This is a genomic window from Metabacillus flavus (assembly GCF_018283675.1).
In the GTDB taxonomy this organism is placed as follows: domain Bacteria; phylum Bacillota; class Bacilli; order Bacillales; family Bacillaceae; genus Metabacillus_B; species Metabacillus_B flavus.
The window spans coordinates 798,586-817,492 of record NZ_JAGVRK010000001.1 but is presented as its reverse complement, the minus strand read 5'-3'; the positions used below and the strand labels follow the sequence as shown (position 1 = coordinate 817,492).

At 46.0% G+C, this 18,907-nt stretch carries 16 protein-coding genes and 1 pseudogene; 10 read left to right on the top strand and 7 right to left on the bottom strand.

Annotation, left to right across the window (positions count from 1 at the left end; all coding sequences use genetic code 11):
• Window positions 1-197 precede the first annotated feature (197 nt).
• Window positions 198-557 (top strand): YgzB family protein, encoded by a 360-nt coding sequence (locus J9317_RS04280; protein ID WP_211556642.1) that lies wholly within the window; start codon window positions 198-200, stop codon window positions 555-557.
• 22 nt (window positions 558-579) lie between these two features.
• On the opposite strand, the gene perR is transcribed toward J9317_RS04280, so the two are convergent.
• Window positions 580-1,017, bottom strand: a complete 438-nt coding sequence (gene perR / locus J9317_RS04275; RefSeq protein ID WP_211556641.1) for a peroxide-responsive transcriptional repressor PerR — start codon at window positions 1,015-1,017, stop codon at window positions 580-582.
• A gap of 335 nt (window positions 1,018-1,352) precedes the next feature.
• On the opposite strand from perR, the gene J9317_RS04270 reads away from it, so the two are divergent.
• Entirely contained in the window at window positions 1,353-2,219 is an 867-nt protein-coding gene (locus tag J9317_RS04270) for an SPFH domain-containing protein (protein ID WP_211556640.1), read from the top strand.
• Window positions 2,220-2,230: 11 nt separating this feature from the next.
• On the top strand, window positions 2,231-2,386 hold the full coding sequence (locus J9317_RS04265; RefSeq protein WP_123914226.1) for a type II toxin-antitoxin system antitoxin: 156 nt from the start codon (window positions 2,231-2,233) through the stop codon (window positions 2,384-2,386).
• Window positions 2,387-2,420: 34 nt separating this feature from the next.
• Here J9317_RS04265 and J9317_RS04260 read toward each other — a convergent pair whose 3' ends face one another.
• From J9317_RS04260 to J9317_RS04235, 6 genes are all read right to left on the bottom strand, one after another.
• Window positions 2,421-2,942, bottom strand: coding sequence for a DinB family protein (locus tag J9317_RS04260; RefSeq protein ID WP_211556639.1), 522 nt, complete (start codon window positions 2,940-2,942; stop codon window positions 2,421-2,423).
• A gap of 130 nt (window positions 2,943-3,072) precedes the next feature.
• The gene (gene bcp, locus J9317_RS04255) at window positions 3,073-3,543 is read right to left on the bottom strand and encodes a thioredoxin-dependent thiol peroxidase (RefSeq protein WP_211556638.1); all 471 of its coding nucleotides are present in this window, start codon (window positions 3,541-3,543) and stop codon (window positions 3,073-3,075) included.
• Between the two features lie 60 nt (window positions 3,544-3,603).
• Complete coding sequence (locus J9317_RS04250; RefSeq protein ID WP_211556637.1) at window positions 3,604-4,011, bottom strand: potassium channel family protein; 408 nt, start codon at window positions 4,009-4,011, stop codon at window positions 3,604-3,606.
• 601 nt (window positions 4,012-4,612) lie between these two features.
• The gene (locus tag J9317_RS04245; protein ID WP_211556636.1) at window positions 4,613-5,398 is read right to left on the bottom strand and encodes an ABC transporter permease; all 786 of its coding nucleotides are present in this window, start codon (window positions 5,396-5,398) and stop codon (window positions 4,613-4,615) included.
• 3 nt (window positions 5,399-5,401) lie between these two features.
• Window positions 5,402-6,193 (bottom strand): ABC transporter permease, encoded by a 792-nt coding sequence (locus J9317_RS04240; protein WP_211556635.1) that lies wholly within the window; start codon window positions 6,191-6,193, stop codon window positions 5,402-5,404.
• Window positions 6,194-6,208: 15 nt separating this feature from the next.
• Window positions 6,209-7,234: an ABC transporter ATP-binding protein gene (locus J9317_RS04235; RefSeq protein ID WP_211556634.1), complete on the bottom strand. Its 1,026-nt coding sequence runs from the start codon at window positions 7,232-7,234 to the stop codon at window positions 6,209-6,211.
• A 165-nt stretch (window positions 7,235-7,399) separates the two neighbouring features.
• Between J9317_RS04235 and J9317_RS04230 the strand changes: the two genes are divergently transcribed.
• From J9317_RS04230 to J9317_RS04200, 7 genes and pseudogenes are all read left to right on the top strand, one after another.
• Window positions 7,400-8,002, top strand: a complete 603-nt coding sequence (locus tag J9317_RS04230) for a sigma factor-like helix-turn-helix DNA-binding protein (RefSeq protein ID WP_211556633.1) — start codon at window positions 7,400-7,402, stop codon at window positions 8,000-8,002.
• An 18-nt stretch (window positions 8,003-8,020) separates the two neighbouring features.
• Window positions 8,021-8,599, top strand: a complete 579-nt coding sequence (clpP, locus tag J9317_RS04225) for an ATP-dependent Clp endopeptidase proteolytic subunit ClpP (RefSeq protein ID WP_284143252.1) — start codon at window positions 8,021-8,023, stop codon at window positions 8,597-8,599.
• Window positions 8,600-8,666: 67 nt separating this feature from the next.
• Complete coding sequence (locus J9317_RS04220) at window positions 8,667-9,959, top strand: glutamate-1-semialdehyde 2,1-aminomutase (RefSeq protein WP_211556632.1); 1,293 nt, start codon at window positions 8,667-8,669, stop codon at window positions 9,957-9,959.
• A 681-nt stretch (window positions 9,960-10,640) separates the two neighbouring features.
• Window positions 10,641-15,122: a glutamate synthase-related protein gene (locus J9317_RS04215; RefSeq protein ID WP_211556631.1), complete on the top strand. Its 4,482-nt coding sequence runs from the start codon at window positions 10,641-10,643 to the stop codon at window positions 15,120-15,122.
• A gap of 517 nt (window positions 15,123-15,639) precedes the next feature.
• A pseudogene (gene ssuD, locus J9317_RS04210) lies at window positions 15,640-16,724 on the top strand (FMNH2-dependent alkanesulfonate monooxygenase).
• Window positions 16,721-17,965, top strand: coding sequence for an ABC transporter substrate-binding protein (locus tag J9317_RS04205; protein ID WP_211556630.1), 1,245 nt, complete (start codon window positions 16,721-16,723; stop codon window positions 17,963-17,965). Before ssuD ends, J9317_RS04205 begins: the two are co-directional and overlap by 4 nt.
• Before the next feature lie 65 nt (window positions 17,966-18,030).
• Window positions 18,031-18,906: a carbohydrate ABC transporter permease gene (locus J9317_RS04200; protein ID WP_211556629.1), complete on the top strand. Its 876-nt coding sequence runs from the start codon at window positions 18,031-18,033 to the stop codon at window positions 18,904-18,906.
• Window position 18,907: the final 1 nt, after the last annotated feature.

Genomic DNA, 18,907 nt, shown 5'->3' with positions numbered 1-18,907 from the left:
AATAATTCCTCCAAGCACAATATTGATTCGTTTCTTAACTTCTACATTTTTTTCTAATACCCTTTTTCGACAAACATTTATCCCACTAAAGGATTAAAAGACATTTTTTCGACAAGGATATTTTTCGGATATTAATGGTGATTTTTTCAAAATCCTCTCCGCTTCCTGTGCTATATTTAGTATAAGGGGTTGATGGGATGGCTCGCGCTTATTCAAACAAAATTAATAAAATAAGAACTTTCGCGCTTAGCTTAGTTTTTGTTGGGTTTTTCATCATGTATTTAGGGATCTTTTTCAGGCAATCTATTATCGCAATGACTATCTTCATGATCCTCGGCTTGCTTTCAGTTTTAGCCAGCACGGCAGTTTACTTTTGGATTGGCATGCTTTCTACACGAGCTGTTCAGGTTATCTGTCCAGCATGTCAAAAACCTACGAAAATTCTCGGGAGAGTGGATATGTGTATGCATTGCAGAGAACCTCTCACACTGGACAAGCAGCTGGAAGGCAAAGAGTTTAATGAAGATTACAACCGAAAAACGGCAAAAAAAAGCTGATAGGCGCTTCCTATCAGCTTTTTTAATGGATATTTTTTTGAGCGCACCCGCTGCATTCACCGTAGATCTCCATTCGGTGATGGCTCACTTTGAATCCAGTAACATGAGCCGCCAGATGCTCAACTTCATCGAGTCCAGGATAATGGAAATCAACAATCTTTCCGCACATTTCACAAATAACATGATAATGCTCTGTTGTTACAAAATCGAACCTGCTGGAGGAATCTCCATAGGTTAACTCCTTCACAAGTCCGACTTCCTTGAAAACCCGAAGGTTATTATAGACCGTAGCCACACTCATATTTGGAAACTTACCTTCCAATGATTTATAGATATCGTCCGCTGTAGGATGGTTCATGGATTGAATAAGGTATTCCAAAATCGCATGACGCTGCGGGGTAATCCGGACTCCGGTTTGCTTTAATGTATCAATCGCTTCCTTGAGCTGATGTTCAGACATCCGCCATGCACCTCTCTTCCGAAAAACATTCTCACATTGTAATATTTATAAATAGTGTACTCTGCGGAATTGAGTTTTGTCAATGCTCCGCCCTGCTGGAATACGCAATTAAGAAAAAGTTTTCTCATAAAAAAATGTGCAGAAATTAATTCTGCACCAATGTCGCACTAACTTTTGAGGAGGTTATGCCTTCCCTCTTACTATATACCGCAGTGCCAATTTCGGAATGGACGAACGCCCCCTTTTCAAACATTTTTCCTTAAATGTAAAATTATAGTGTAATTCTGATATTAAAGTGATATCATAATGATATAAATATATTGGGGGTCAGATGAATGACAGAGAAAAAGATCTGGAAGGTTAATGGATTCATGGGTATCCTATTGTTTCTCATCTTTTGCGGAGGAGCCCTCTTCTTCTTCAATGCACAGCAGCAGTTTGGAGAAGTCGCGGGGATTGTTTTAGCCATTGCCTCCCTTCTTCTAGGTATGCTTGTGCTCAGCGGGCTGACGATTGTCCAGCCTAATAAAGCAAATGTTTGTACGTTCTTCGGCACATACCGGGGAGTCATCCGTGATCAAGGATTTTGGATGACGATTCCGCTCACAATCCGCAGCACCATTTCACTTCGAGCGGTGAACTTTAACAGTGACAAGCTTAAAGTGAATGATTTTGAAGGTAATCCGATTGAAATTGCAGCTGTCATTGTTTACAGGGTATTGGATTCAGCGAAAGCCATGTATGATGTAAACGATTATGTAGAATTTGTCCGCATCCAAAGTGAAACTGGAATTCGTCATATCGCCACTCAGTATCCTTATGATAATTTTTACGGAGATGAGGGTATCTCTTTAAGGAAAAATAGTGATGAAATTGCCGATATGCTGGCAAGCGATCTTCAAAGAAGACTTCAAGTTGCAGGGGTTGAAGTGATCGAGGCCAGAATTATGCACCTTGCTTATTCGTCTGAAATTGCATCAGCTATGCTGCAGAGACAGCAGGCAACTGCGGTTCTTGCTGCAAGAAAAGTTATTGTTGATGGAGCCGTAGGTCTTGTGAAGTCCGCAATCGATCAGCTTGCTGAAGAAGGCGTTGTGGAATTGGATGAAGAGAAAAAAGCACAGATGGTGAATAATTTGATGGTCTCCCTCGTGTCTGAAAAAGGCATGCAGCCGATCATTAATTCAGGAAGCATCTACTAGGTTGTGATGAAATGAAGCGAAAAAATTTCCCTCTCAGAATTGATCCCGAGCTCTACAAAGCGCTTGAAAAATGGGCAGACGATGAAATCCGAAGTGTAAATGCTCAGATCGAGATTATTTTGAAGGAAGCAGTAAAACGCGCTGGACGCAGCAAAAAAGAAGAATAAAAGGAAGGACCGGATACCAAGCATCCGGTCCTTTTCATTTTTTAGGAGTAAGCTGATCCCTGTACCAATAATATACGTAATCGGTCATCAAAGAAGATTCATCCAGCTGGTGAAGCATCGCTGAAATATTGCCTCTATGATACGTCCCGTGATTTATAATATGAAAAATGATTTCTGCCAGACTGGTTTCTCTTTCTCCAGCGAATGGATTGTTGAGCATGATTTTCTTTTCCAAATCAGGATTGAGGTTAAAGAAGGATTGAAATTGAGCGGTTATTTCAATGAACTCCTTTTCAATCTCATCCAGCGATAGTTCTCCCAGCTCTTCACGCAGTTTACCTGCCGCTTCCATAGCAGCCGCCATTTCCTTTCCTTCCAGCGCTTGAAGCCATAAATATTCTGTTACATAGATATGAGTCATCGTCGCAGAAACAGAGGGAAAGGTGCTTTTTATTTCCTTATGAAAGATGTCCTGAGGAAGGGTCTTTAAATGGCCAAGAATCCGCTGATGCGCCCACGCATTGTATTCATAGAGCTTTTTCGGATGGTTCTCCATTATAATCGCCTCCTAATTATTTACCTTTTTCCTATTCGTGTTAGGAGGCTGGTATTCCTTCCGATTTTGAATTCAAGCCGCGGTGTTAAATCAAAAAAACCTGAGAAACATTCTCCCAGGCCTTCACGGTTTAGTTGGACTCATTCTTGATAAACGACAGTGCGTCCTCCACATGATCCTTCACTTTAACTTTTTTCCATTCTTTAATAATCTTGCCTTCAGGATCGATAATAAAAGTAGAGCGTTCGATGCCCATGTATTCTTTTCCGAAGTTCTTTTTCAGCTTCCATACACCATATGCTTCAGATACCTTATGATCCTCATCGGCTAGCAGATGGAAAGGAAGATCATATTTGTCTCTGAATTTATCATGCTTATCCACAGGGTCCGGACTCACACCGAGAATCACCGCATTGACATCAGCAAATTCACTGTGGCGGTCGCGGAAATCACAGGCCTGTGTCGTACATCCCGGTGTCATGTCCTTCGGATAAAAATAGAGAACAACATATTTCCCTTTATAATCAGACAGCTTAATTTTTTCGCCGCCGGCTGCATTCAGTTCAAATTCAGGAGCCTGAACCCCAACTTCAATACTCATGTTTTCCCCTCCAAAAATGATTTCTATCTAGAGGGTACCCAAAAGTAAGAGTTCGTACAACTATTTAGCGTTTTTATCTATCTCCAGCACCGTTCTTGCTACTAAAATGACCGGCAGCATATATCCAATCAATGCTTCGAGAACGGCAATCAGCCTCCCCGCTCCCACCGGAATGATCTCCCCATAGCCGACCGAGAACAGTGTGACCGCACTAAAATACAGACTTGTATTCAAATGCTCCAGATAATCCCCTTTAATCGGCTCATTGCCCTGCGTTAGAATCCCTTGTCCAGTTTGGATAAATAGAAGATACAGCATCGCAAAACCAATCAAAATCGATAAATATAAAAACGCGATGACGAGAATCGTTTCGCGGGACAGGAATTGCTGCTCTTTGAACGTCTTCGCTGTTATTCGAACAGACATGAGCAGGCAGATGATGGTAGCAACAGCAATAATCGGTTCCATAGCAGCCTCCGTGTTTGTCCTTTTTTTATGTATATGCATGGAGAAAGTCCGATTATGTGCCTGGAAATATAGTGCATTTTTAAAGTTTTAAAGTCTGTTGCTGCTTTTCTTGCAATAATCTCATACCAAACAGTCATACAAACGTTAAAAGACCGGCCCCAAACCACGAGCCGGTCTCTACTATATAAATCACCTTTTCTTCACTTTCTTACTAATCAGCTGATACAGCTTCTCCCACTCAGGAGCTTTTTTGGGTTCTTCTTTAGGGGGTGATTCTTTTTTCTTGGCCATCAGGATTGGCTCCTTTCGACTGTGGGTTTGCACTGACCCCCGTTCTGCTAAAGGACTAAATCTCTGTCCCCTGTGCTGGAGAACGTTTATTACAGATGGAATAAAAGGCGGTGGTGCTTTGTCCCCCGCTGCACTGCCGCATTGGGGGTCAGTGCATTGCTCTGACCTTCATTCCGCTAAAGGACTAAATCTCCGTCCCCACCCTTGTAATTGCACACTGGACGCGGGTTTAGCGGGCAGCTGCTCATTCCCCCGCCGCACTGCCGTATTGAGGGTCAGTGCAAGCAAAGTACCACACAAAGCGCCAAATTCAGTTCCCCGCTCCCCGATACTGCTTCACTCCCTGATTCCACACAAACACGGCAATCAAGAAGAATGCAACCCCGACAACCGGAGTTAAAAATGCGTATGTGTACCATTCTTCTTTCCTCAAGAAGTAGGCAGCAGGGTACATGCCGACGAAGGCGAATGGCAGGATCCACGTTAAGACGAAGCGGATGGCTTTGTTGTAGATATCGACCGGGTACCGTCCATAGTTACCGATATTATACATCATCGGCATAATGGATGTGCGGGAGTCGGAGTAAAAGCTGATGCTTGCAATCATGATAAAGATGCCTGCATAAACCAATACTCCTCCCACGGTGAAAAGGATGAAGACGAGCGGATCATGCCAGTAAAACGGGAGATCAAGCTGGGATCCCGCGTACATCATAACCGCAAAACCAGTAACCGCTCCGAACAGCGATTCCAGTTCCATTCTTTCAAGCGTGATTTGAAACAGGCTGTGGATCGGCCTCGTTAAAATCCGGTCCATCTCTCCTTTTACAATGTACCGTTCATTAAAGTCCCATATGTTGAAAAAAGCTCCGAAAATCGCAAATGGGATAAGGAAGAATCCATAGATAAAGATGATTTCATTTTGATTCCATCCGCTTAATGACTGGGTGTGGCCAAATACAACGAGGATAAAAATCAAATTGACGGCCTGGAACAGAAAGTCGGAAAAGATTTCGACGAGCACATCAGCGCGGTATTGCAGTCTCGTTTTCATATATTGTCCTGCATATTGGATAAACATCGATACGTAATACATGCGTTACCCTCCCTGGATGACCATTTGCTTTTTTGCCAGCATCCATAGAAGCTGGATTGGAATAAGGAGGAGGATCGCCCATATCCCTTGATAAAGAAGTGCCTGCAGGAGTTCGTTTCCTTTATAGGCCTCTGTGAAAATCATGTTTGGCACATAGCTGATGGCCTGGAACGGGAAATATTGCATGACTCCCTGCGCCCAGCCCGGGTAAAAGCTGATTGGCAGCAGCAGCCCCGAAAACAGATCCACTACTACACGTTTCGCTCTGATTAACCCATCATTATTAAATAGAAAGAACGTCATAATTCCTGTGAGCAAATTGATTTGCGTGTTGATGATAAAGCTGAAAACGAGTGACAGCGCAAAAAAGATCCACGTTGCGGCATTCCCCGGAAATTCCAGCGGAAAAACAAAAGCGATAAAAATCATGCCCGGCATCGAGAAGAATAATAGGCGAAATACCCCTTCACCGAACGCCTGCATCGTCTTCATCCCAAGGTAATGATAGGGACGAAGCAGCTCAACGGCTACCTTCCCTTCCTTAATTTCAAGGGCAATTTCCCTGTCGATATTGTTGAAATAAAAAGCGCGCGCCATCCAGGCCACTGCCACATAAGTAGACATCTGCAGCACACTCAGACCCTGAATATTCCCTTTGTCTCCATAAATCGCGGACCATAAGAAGAAGTAAGCGCCGATGTTAATGCTGTAGATCAAAATGCCGCTATAATAGTTCGTCCGGTACGCGAGCATCATCAAAAAGCGGATCCGCACCATTTCTATATATTTATCCATGCCAAGACCCCCGCATCATGTCAGGATCCTCTTCTCCGGCTGGTAGCCTTTTTCATAAATCTGGCGGATGATTTCTTCCGTTGAAACCTCATGAATGCTCATATCCAGCACTTTTTTCGCTCCTACTACACGGCCGATAAGCTCGGACATGCCGGCTTCCTGTGCTGTGAGCAAGGCCGTCCAGCTGTTTTCATTGTTTTGCTGCCAGAAAACTTCAAGCTCCTCTGATAGATCCTTTAATGATGATTCATCCACAGCCTCTCCAAACTGAAATTCAATCTTCTTTCCTTCCCCGAAATCCTGGCGGAGATGTGCAAGCGCGCCATCATAAATAATTTTTCCTTGGTCAAGCATGATGACCCGCTCACAAAGCGCTTCAATATCGGATAAATCATGGGTGGTCAGCAGGATCGTCGTTTTGTACTTTTCATTCATTTCCTTCAAGAACTGGCGGATCTTCAGTTTCACCAGTACATCCAGCCCAATTGTCGGCTCGTCCAGAAACAAGAGCGGCGGATTATGAATCAATGCAGCGGCAAGCTCGCAGCGCATCCGCTGTCCAAGCGACAGCTTTCTCACCGGCTTATCCAAAAGCGGACCGATATCAAGCGATTCAATCACATGCCCCATGTGATTTTTATAATCCTCATCAGACACCTTGTACACTTTTTTCAAAAGACGGAATGATTCCTGAACCGCGATATCCCACCAAAGCTGGGAGCGCTGGCCGAAAACAACACCGATCGAGCTTACAAATTTCTCCCGCTGCCTGTGGGGATCCATTCCATTGACACGAACCGTTCCGGCCGTTGGATTGAGGATTCCCGTCAGCATTTTTATGGAAGTGGATTTCCCCGCTCCGTTTTCACCAATATAACCGACCATCTCTCCCTGCTTGATGGTAAACGATAAATCGTCGACAGCGCGGACCACTTTATAATTGCGTGTAAACAAATCCCGAAAAGCGCCTCCTAGGCCTTCCCGGCTCGAATAGGCTTTAAATTCCTTCCGAAGCCCTTCAGTTTCAATGACATTTTTCATTTTGCACGTTCCCTTCGTAATGTCTGCCAAAGATAGTTTAGCCTATATCATCCCAACTTTGAAGGAATTCATCTTCCCTGGAAAGAATAAAATGCAGAAACCCATATCCTTTTAAGCCATTCATCCGTTTAATATACAAAGGTGCACCTTTAAGGAGTGAAATCGATGAACAATAGCAGCGCTGCTCGTTTTGAAAAGAAAGACCTTCATGAAACGTATCTTTCCCTATTTAAATACTGTCTCATGCTCACACGGAATAAATGGGATGCGGAGGATCTCGCTCAAGCAACCGTATGCAAACTTTTAGAAAAGTATCAAGAACTGCCGGAGGATCTGCCGCAGGCCCTATATAACAAAGCCGCCTGCCATTTGCACATTGATTTCTTCCGCAAACAAAAGCGAATTACGACCGGGTTCGTCCCATCTGATTTAACTGGAGCCAAAACAGAAAGCAAAATAGCGGAGCTTGCCGAATGGCTTGCATCGGTCATGACGAAAAAACAGGCAGCGGTCTTTGTGCTGAAGGAAGCGCTGCTTTTCAAAAATGAAGAAATCGCTGAAATAACAGGATTTACGGTTGCAACCGTTAAAGCCCTGCTATTCAGGGCGAGGCAGCACACGATGCGGGATGGCACATCGGACATCGATAGAGAGCTGGCCGCTGCCATCAGCCGCTCTCTGACTGAAGAAGATCCACATCCCCTGCTCAATCTGCTGACCCTCGTTCCAAAATCAAACAGCGGACCGACGGCACTTATGGCCGCTTAATAAACGGAGGATTTGCAGATGAATATGATTCCTTACGTAGTGGAACAAACAAAACATGGCGAGAGATCGTATGATATATACTCAAGGCTTTTAAAAGACCGCATCATCATGATCAGTGATGAAATCAATGATCATACAGCCAACAGCGCGGTTGCCCAGATGCTTTTCCTTGCTTCCGAGGATCCGGAAAAAGATATTTCCCTCTATATAAATAGTCCGGGTGGTTCTGTCACGGCTGGGTTTGCGATTATCGATACGATGGATTACATCCAGCCTGACGTGAAAACGATCTGCATTGGGATGGCCGCTTCCATGGGAGCAATGCTGCTCCTTTCCGGCAAAAAGGGAAAACGGTATGCGCTCCCTTCAGCTGAGGTTATGATTCATCAGCCGCTTGGAGGAGCCCGCGGCCAGGCATCCGATATCGAAATAACCGCGAAACGCCTGCTTCACACCAAACAGATATTGAATGAAAAAATTGCCGAACAGACCGGACAGCCAATCGAAAAGGTTGCCCGGGATTCGGACCGCGATTACTATATGACGGCGGAAGAAGCACTCGCTTATGGAATCGTTGATGAAATCATTTCCAAGTAGCTGAACAGAAATCCTCCTGAAAAAGTGCTAGAATGAGAGAGCAGACTTTTTTAGGAGGATTTTTATTATGCAATTTACCAGATCAGAAGAACTTCAAAAAGAAGCGCTTGAACATATTGTCGGTGGCGTAAACAGCCCTTCCCGATCCTATAAAGCCGTTGGCGGAGGAGCTCCCGTTGTCATGGAAAAAGGCCAAGGCGCATACTTCTGGGATGTAGACGGAAATAAATACATAGATTACCTGGCGGCATACGGTCCGATTATTACCGGGCATGCCCACCCCCATATCACAAAAGCCATTACAAAAGCGGCGGAAAACGGCGTTCTCTACGGAACACCGACTCCGTTCGAAATTGATTTTGCTAAAAAGCTGAAGCAAGCCATGCCGAACATGGAAAAGGTGCGCTTCGTGAACTCCGGTACGGAAGCCGTCATGACGACGATCCGTGTAGCCCGTGCTTACACAGGACGCGATAAAGTCATTAAGTTCGCAGGATGCTACCACGGCCACTCCGATCTTGTCCTTGTTGCAGCAGGATCAGGTCCTGCAACTCTCGGTACACCGGACTCTGCGGGGGTTCCAAAAAGCATCGCCCAGGAAGTAATCACCGTTCCCTTCAACGACATTGAACCGTTCCGCGAAGCGATGGAAAAATGGGGAAGTGAAATCGCCGCTGTGCTGGTAGAGCCGATCGTCGGCAACTTCGGGATTGTGGAACCGAAACCCGGCTTCCTGGAGCAGGTAAACGAAATTACCCACAATGCAGGAGCCCTTGTGATTTACGATGAAGTCATCACGGCATTCCGCTTCATGTATGGAGGCGCTCAGGATATGCTCGGTGTGACCCCTGACTTGACCGCGCTCGGAAAAATAATCGGCGGCGGACTGCCAATCGGCGCGTACGGCGGCAAAAAAGAGATTATGGAAACTGTCGCACCGCTCGGACCTGCGTATCAAGCAGGAACAATGGCCGGCAACCCCGCTTCCATTCTTTCCGGAATCGCCTGCCTCGAAGTACTGGAGCAGGAGGGCGTATACGAAGAAATGGACCGCCTGGGCGCAATCCTTGAAGAAGGCATCCTGAAGCATGCGGCTGCACATGATATCACAATCACAGTCAATCGTCTGAAAGGCGCGCTGACGATCTACTTTACGGATGAAAAAGTAGAAAACTATGAGCAGGCAGAGAACACAGACGGCGAAATGTTCGCCCGCTTCTTTAAGGAAATGCTGCATCAGGGAATCAACCTTGCCCCGTCTAAATACGAAGCTTGGTTCCTGACAACCGAGCATACGGAAGAAGATATTACGGAGACTCTAGCTGCAGTGGAAAAAGCGTTTAAAGCGCTGAAAAAATAGGATTTGGTAAGGGACCGGCCTGCTTTTGAGCCGGTCCTTTTTTATTTCCGGGCCACCCACGGCCGTTTACGGGCCAAGTTTTCCTCAATACGGGCCATTTTCGGCGGTTTCCGGGCCAAGTTTCCCCGAATTCGGGCCATTTGAGGCTATTTGCGGGCCAAGTTCCAAATACGGACCATCCGGCACTGTTTACAGGCCAAGTTCCGCAGAATAATACGTGCCATCTAACCGCACTTACGCGCCAGTACGTTCCATATACGGGCCGCCCGGCAAATTTCCTCCTCTTATAAACTAACTGTATAAAAATACACTATTATACAATTAAACTACACTTTCATTCTCTGATTCTTTTTAAACACTCCTATGAAAACGCTTACTTATTCATGCATACGAGCGTTTGGAACAAATATGCCATAGTTGTTGACATGAATGCTCCTTTCATCATTTTGCATAAATAATTGAAAATGTTTTTCTTAGATGGTATGATAAAAGCTACAATTCTGAAAATTATATAAATTCAGTGCAGGTTCAATACTTGTCCGGCACTGTTTACTTTTCTTTTCTCCGCCCTATTTTTACATCCTATTACTCTTCAATCTTACTTACCATTTCAACATTTATCAGCAGGAGGTGAAGGCGCAGCGAGCGGAATATAAAGTTCCCTCATGGCAGCCGATTAATATGAAGCAAAAGTGGAGTCCCAGTACATTCAAAAACTATGAAAACGCAGAGCACGATGCATGCGGTATTGTTTCAATAGTAGAAAAACATAAAATACCGACGAAAGAGAACATCGATGCTTGTATTAAAGCCCTTGTCACGATGAACCATCGCGCAGGCTTCATTAATGAAGAAGGCGACGGCGTAGGCATTCACATTGATATCCCGCGCAATCTCTGGAAGCAAAAGCTTGAACAGGCCGGTGCCGATACAAAACTGGCTGACAGAGACGATTTTATAGTCGGCCATTTCTTTTTATCCCGCCATGGCAATCAGTCAGAGTCGAAGAAAGCCGCAATAAAGCATATTGCATCCTACGGTTTTGAAATTGTTTTTGAAACGGACAAAGTTACATCTTCTAACGCACTTGGTCCGATTGCAGTTCAGGAGGAGCCTCTTTTCTGGCAGACTGCCCTGATTCCTGTAAAAAAAACCAATGAAACACTTGCCAAACGCCTATTTGACTTGGCTATTGAACTTGAAAAGGATGAGCATATCCATGCGGCTTCCCTAAGCCAGCATGCCGCAGTTTACAAGGTAATGGGCGCCGGAGACGTTTTGCCGCAGTATTATCATGACCTGGCAGATCCGCTAGTGGCGTCTTCCATGACTCTCGGCCACAACCGCTATTCAACTAATACCCTATCAAACTTTTTCCGTGTGCAGCCGTTCAGCATGCTCGGCCACAACGGTGAAATCAATACCATTTCAAAGCTTCGCGATGAGGCGCGCATGATTGGTGCCCCTCTCACCATCGGCGGAAGTGATTCACAGGATTTGAACAGGACAATTGAGACCCTTGTATGCCGTGACGGATATAGCTTATTTGAAGCACTTGACGTCCTGTTCCCTCCTATTATTAATGAAATTAAGTCCTATCCGGACCACCTGAAAAATCTGTATACGTATATTCGGGAGGCCTGGGGTCATTTCGCACAGGGTCCCGCGGGCATCATTTCCCGATTCGGGGATGAAGCAGTGTACAGCGTTGATGCTCTGGGGCTTCGTCCGCTTTGGAAGGTAGAAACAAAAACTTCCTATATTTTTGCATCAGAGCCCGGCATCATTCCGGCTAGTGAATACATGGCAAACCCGAAGCCGCTTGCACCGGGTGAAAAAGTTGGCTTGAAATGGGATGAGGACACCATCAAAGTCTATGATTATCCTGCTTATCAGGAGGAAGTTCATGGCCGCTTTACAAGCCGCGTTCAGGTTGATGGCTTTGGCACCCACTTGAATCATCCTGTTTCAAAAGGAAAATGCTCAACATCACCAGTTATGAAGCTTCATAACGGTCATTATGCAGCATTCGGCTGGGACAGGGAGCATATACAGATGCTCGAACAAATGGCGGATAAAGGCGTTGAACCGATTCGTTCTCTTGGACATGACGGTCCGCTTGCCGCCATTCATCCAGGCCGGAAAAACCTGGCGGACTTCTTTAAGGAAAGCGTAGCAGTCGTAACAAACCCAGCTATTGACCGGGACCGGGAATCCGAACATTTCTCAACCCGTACGATTGTCGGAAAACGGCCGTCCCTGTTTGATGCGAAAACTTCTGAGCATATTTTAGAGCTTCCTTCCCCGATCATTATGGAAGGCCTCCTCGCTCATGAAGCATTTGAAGCGTCCTATCAGCTGCCATATGAAGAATTATCCGAAATTTTTTCCAGAAATAAACAGCTTTATGTTTTAAACACCGTTTTCTCTGAAAATGAATCCCTGAAGGAAGCACTTGACCGCCTTTCTGCGGAAGCGATTCAAGCGGTCCGCGATGGTGCTGCACTGCTTGTACTGGACGATCATCTTGCACATAAAGACGGAAATCTGTGGATTGACCCTCACTTGATTACGTCTATCATCGATCAGACCCTTGTGACCATGCAGCTGCGCAGAAACTGTTCGATTCTCCTCCGTTCCGGAGCGATTCGTTCCTTGCATGACATCATTACAGCATATGGACTTGGTGCGAATATCCTGAACCCGTACATGATTTTTGCGACAGTAGCGGAGGATGGCCAGACACAGCCTTCTATTAATCTTTTTGAAGCACTGAATAAAGGTCTGGAAAAAGTCATTTCAACGATCGGCATTCACGAACTGCGCGGGTATGGACGCCTGTTTTCAGCTATCGGGCTTAACCATGAAATCGGTGACTTGCTTGATATTCCGAACTTCCTTGGTTCAAATGAGCTGCGCTACAATTTCAATCAGATGAAAACAGATGCCATAGAGCGGGCAGAGGATTTTGAAAATGAAAAAGCCCGTCCGACTAAAACCTTTCATCTGTTCCCAAGGATCTGGAAAGCGATTGGAGATGTGGCTGCCAATGGTGATTATGATGCATACCGCGAAAAAATTACCGAGCAGGAGGAAGCAAATCCGATTACGATTCGCCATCTGACTAGCCTGAAGCAAACAGATTCAAGCGTAAACCCGGATAAGGTGGATTTAAGGGTCGGAGAGCATGACCTGCCGTTTATCATTGCTTCCATGTCCTTCGGGTCCCAGAACGAAATCGCGTTCCGCGCCTATGCGGAAGCAGCTGATCAGCTGAATATGGTCAGCCTGAACGGTGAAGGCGGAGAAATCAAGGATATGCTCGGCAAATATCCGAAAACGCGCGGCCAGCAGGTTGCATCCGGACGATTCGGAGTCAACGCAGAGCTGCTGAACTCTTCCAACCTTCTCGAAATCAAAATTGGCCAGGGGGCAAAGCCTGGAGAAGGCGGCCACCTGCCGGGATCAAAAGTAACAGCGAAAATTGCGGAAGCACGGAATGCAACGATTGGCTCTGATTTGATTTCACCATCAAACAACCATGATATCTATTCCATTGAAGACCTTGCGCAAATGATTACCGAGCTGAAAACAGCAAACGATCAGGCAAAGGTCGCGGTAAAGGTGCCGGTTGTGCCGAATATCGGAACCATCGCTGTCGGAATTGCCAAGGCAGGCGCTGACATCATTACTCTAAGCGGATTTGACGGCGGTACGGGGGCAGCGAGAATTCATGCTCTTCAGTATGTAGGGCTTCCCGTTGAAATCGGTGTAAAGGCTGCTCATAATGCCCTTCTTGAAGCAGGACTGCGCCAGAAGGTCGAGCTATGGGCAGACGGAGGCGTAAAAAGCGCAATGGACGTTGTAAAGCTCATGCTCCTTGGTGCCAACCGCATCGGCTTCGGAACCCTGTCTATGATCGCCATCGGCTGTACAACGTGCCGCGGCTGTCATCTGGATACGTGCCATGTCGGAATTGCAACGCAAATCGAATCCGAAGCACAGGCAAAAGAACACGGTTTAAGGCGCTTCGTTCCAAGACAATACGATAATGCCGTTCAGGGATTAAAGAACATGTTCACGGCATTCGGAAGCGAACTGAAAGCTTTGACCGCTTCACTAGGCTTTACGAATCTTCAAAGCATTGTAGGCCGTTCCGATCTGCTTGAACAAACAAAAGAGACCGATGCAATGGATCTTTCCTTATTGCTTAAACCTCTTGAAATCCAGAACCTTGCGAGCGCTCATAAAGAGGTTGCAGCAAGCAGCCAGGAACGCGGTCTTGCCGTTGCGGCAGGAGCAGAATACCTGGATTACAGGGATGAAGATCTTCATCAATCCAGAGAATTTGCAAGCATCACCTCCGAACAGCGCGTTCTCGGAAGCCGGGTGTCAGGCCATCGAGTGCGCGAGCGTCTTGACGGATCCTATAGGGAGCTTGAAGATATCCGCTTGACGTACAAAAACGGCTCGGTTCCCGGTAACGGACTCGGCGCCTACAACTCAAGCGGAATCACGATCTCCGTTGAAGGCGGTGCACAGGATGGAACCGGAAAAACGTCCTTCGGCGGCGCGATCCGTGTCCTTAAAGGAAAAGGCGGAGACGGTGAATTCTATAGCGGCTCTGTCGGAAAAGGCTTCGGCTATGGTGCACAAAGCGGTACCCTTCTCGTTCAGGGAGATGCAGATGCAAGAGCCGGCATTCGTCTATCCGGCGCCGACATGATCATCGGAGGCCGCATCGAAAAGCCGATTCCAGCAGTAGAACACGGAAACATCGGAGTCAACGCGAACATCAAGGGCTTTGCCTTCGAGTACATGACAAACGGCCGCGGCCTTGTCCTCGGCGACCCGGGTCCATGGATTTGCGCAGGGATGACAGGCGGAGTCGTCTATGTCCGTCAGCAGCCTGAAATGGGACTCACTCAATCTGCGCTTGAGCGCCGAGTCGCTAAAGGAGCGAAGGTTGAAATTGCCCATCTCAACAAAAAAGGTCTGTCCGATATTCAAGAACTGCTAGGCGTCTACATTGCCGCACTTGAAGAACATGGCCAGCAGGCAGAAGCGGAAGAATTAAAACCTCTGCTCGACAATCCGGCGCAGCACTTCCTGCAGCTCGTACCGGCTAAGGAACAGGCAGATCCTTCTGTTTCTACCGAGTGATTTTGGTTGATATGTGAGAACCGGCCTTTAGGGGCCGGTTCTTTTTTGGTGGAATTTTTTTACTTTTATAAGGGTGCCTGTCCCGGCTTGCTTTAAAGCATAAGGGGACGGAGACGGGGGTGTTTAAACCCTTTGTTACCAAGGTTTGGAGGAGCAGGTGCCGGAGCTTTCGTTCTGCAGAGAAACCGGGGACTGGCACGGTGCCAGTCCCGTCATTCTTCACCGCAGCGGGGGACAGAGGCCATGTCTAACCAGCCCTTGCGCCGCAGCGGATGGCGGAAATGGTGCCGAAGCTTTACTTCTCTAATAAAGTGCGGGTCAGGCACCACCGACTTTCCTCCAAAAAAATTTAAATACACACTTGACTGATCGGAATTATATACATTAAAATATAACAAATGATATGAGCTGATCAGAGAAACTGAAGGCGTCTACTTACTCCCAAGGTAAGCAGGCGCCTTTTTCCTGTTTAAACTTCCATTTTTCCATCAAACATAACGATAAGGGGAGAAAAAAATTGAATCTTTTCTGGTTTTTTCCAACTGCAGGAGACGAACGCTATTTAGGTACCCTTCAAGGAGCCCGAAAAAGCGATCTTTCTTACTTAAAGCAAATTGCAGGAGCTTTAGACACTCTCGGCTATGACGGCGCTCTGCTGCCAACCGGAGCAAATTGCGAGGATGCTTGGATTACCGCCTCAATGCTTGCATCGGTAACAGAGCGTTTGAAATTTTTGGTGGCATTACGGCCCGGTTTAATGTCCCCTACCCTATCTGCCCGAATGGCTGCAAGCTTTGATCAGCTGTCGAATGGCCGCCTCCTCCTTAACATTGTTACCGGCGGGAATCCGGCTGAGCAGGCAGGCTTTGGGAATTATCTCAACCATGACCAAAGATATGACCTCACTGATGAATTTTTAACCATCTGGAGGGATGTTCTTCAAGGCAAAACGGTTGATTTCGAAGGAAAGCACCTTTCTGTTACGGGTGCCCATGTACCGGAAAAGCCCATCCAGCAGCCTTATCCCCCAATCTATTTTGGAGGCTCCTCAGATGCCGGCAAGCGGGTTGGGCTGAAGCACGCTGATGTTCATTTGTTATGGGGGAACCCCCTGCAAAAATAAGAAAAAAAGTAGAGGAGATGAAAAAGCAGGCAAAGGCTGCCGGAAAAACAATGAGATTTGGTCTGCGTATGCATGTCATCGTGAGAGAAACCGAACAGGCTGCATGGGCTGCAGCGGAAGAACTGATCCAATATGTAACAGATGACACGATTGAAAGCTTCCAAAAGAGATTTTCTATCTTTGATTCAACCGCGCAGAAGACCCAATCATCCCTTCATGGCGGATCCAAGTCCAGAAGAGATTTAGAGATTTCACCTAATCTATGGGCAGGTGTGGGACTTGCAAGAGAAGGCGCTGGTACCGCCATTGTCGGAGATCCAGATATCGTCGCTGAAAGATTGAGAGAATACGAGGATATTGGAATTGATACCTTTATTCTCTCTGGCTACCCGCATCTTGAAGAGGCGTACCGTTTTGCAGAGCTTGTTTTTCCAAAATTAAAAAATCAATCAGCACCAATTAGGGAGGAAGCAATATGAAGAAATGGGCAGGGCTGCTTTTCGCTGCAAGTTTAGCATTAACAGGATGTTCAGCAGGAACTTCCGGTAATTCGGAGAACGGCGGGGAAAAGGAAAAGATCAGTTTTATCCATTGGCGTGGCGAGGATACGAAAGTATTCAACGAGCTGATCTCCCAATTTGAAGAAAAAAACCCGAACATTGATGTGGAAATGAACGTCTTTCCATCTGATCAATATCAAACCCTGGCTCAAACGAAATTAATGGATGGAACGGTAGGAGATGTCTTTGCCTCCTTCCCGGGAGCACAATTCCAGTCCATCGCCAAAGCAAATTTATACACTGACCTCACTGACAGCAAGGCAGTTAAACAATATCAGCCCCAATACATAAAGGCTGGACAGAAGGATGGCAAGCAGCTGGCGGTTCCATATCAGCTTGTTTACAACATGCCGCTTTATAATAAGGAGCTATTTGAGAAATATGGGCTGACCCCGCCAAAGAACTGGGAAGAGTTTCTTTCTGTCTCCAAAAAGCTCCAGGATAATGGAATCACTCCAATTGCTTTTGCAGGTGCAGACATCGGTGCCGGCCAGTTCATGAATACAATGGTCATGAATAACGCACCTGATGACAAGACAATTACCGGCTTGGAAAAAGGAGATTCAAAGCTAACTGAAGAATGGTGGGTCAAAACATTAACCCAAATAAAAGAGCTCCAGGATAAGGGTGCCTTCCAGAAAGACGCTCTTGGAACGAAGCAGGATACAGCTGTTGCATTATTCGCTCAGGAAAAAGCTGCCATGCTTGCTACCGGTTCCTACTCCATTGCAACTGTGAAATCCCTTAATCCCGATATAAAAGTTCAGCTGCTGGCTCCTATTACGGTTCCGGAAGGCGAAGCAAAGTGGGAGGGCATTCATACTACCACCTTTATGCTCGGAATCAACAACCGTTCAAAACATAAGGAAGCAGCAGAAAAATTTATTGAATTCTTAAGTGAGCCTGAACACGCATCCGATTATGCCAATCAAACGGCCCAGCATGTAACCGTTAATGAAGTAAAATACGAATCTGAAGATTTAAAAGAAACCGCGGTATGGGCTGACAAGAAAACAAGATTTCAGCCGCGCTTCCTGATTGAAAACCTTGATGTCCAAAAAGCGGTCGTTAACTCCATTCAGGATACACTAAGCGGAACAAGCCCTGAAGAAGCAGCCTCAAAGGCACAGAAAATCATTGACCAGACGATAAACAAATAAACGTAAAAAGGAAGAGAGCCGTCATCCACCCTCTTCCTTTTTATCTGAGAAAGGAAGGACAAACTATGAAATACAGCAAAAGCATCTACTTGTTTTTCCTGCCTGGCTTGCTCTTATTCGCGTTTTTTTTTCTCCTGCCGCTCGCTCAAACGGTTTATTATTCTTTTACAACTTGGGACGGCTATACGGGAAATCCGCCTTTTGTCGGAATAAAAAATTATGTACAGCTGATTACAAATGATTCTATTTTTCAGCAGTCGCTCGGCAACAATGGAAAATTCATGCTGACGGTTGTCATTCTGCAAACTCTGTTTTCTCTTATTCTTGCACTTTATTTATTAAAGAATAACAAAATCAGTATTTTCTTCAGAGCGCTGTTCTTTTTTCCAACCATTCTCTCTTCGGTTGCAGTGGCGTTTCTATGGTCGTTTATTTACGACCCGAGTCTTGGTCTGTTAAATCAGGTTTTAAATGCGGTGCACCTCGATTTCCTTGCCGCAAACTGGATTGGAGATCCGAAGCGGGCAATTTTCTCCCTTGCCTTCGTGCAAGTATGGGCTCATATCGGACAGATGATTGTTCTTTTCGTAGCCGGAATGCAGGCAATCCCTGCAGAGCTGTATGAATCCGCAGCCATTGAGGGCGGTTCGAAATGGGACATATTCCGGAAAATCACTTGGCCCCTGCTCGCTCCGACCACAACCATTGTCGTGGCTTACACAACCATTCAATCATTCAAAGCATTTGACCTGATATTTGCTATGACAAGAGGCGGGCCAAACTATTCAACAGAAATTCTATCAACTTTTATTTATCATGCAGCCTTTGAAAATTATCAGTTTGGATATGCGTCAGCTGCCTCCGTACTTTTTATGATACTGATTGCCATCCTTACATTTATCCAATTTAAACTGCTCCGTTCAAGCAGCATCAGCTATTAAA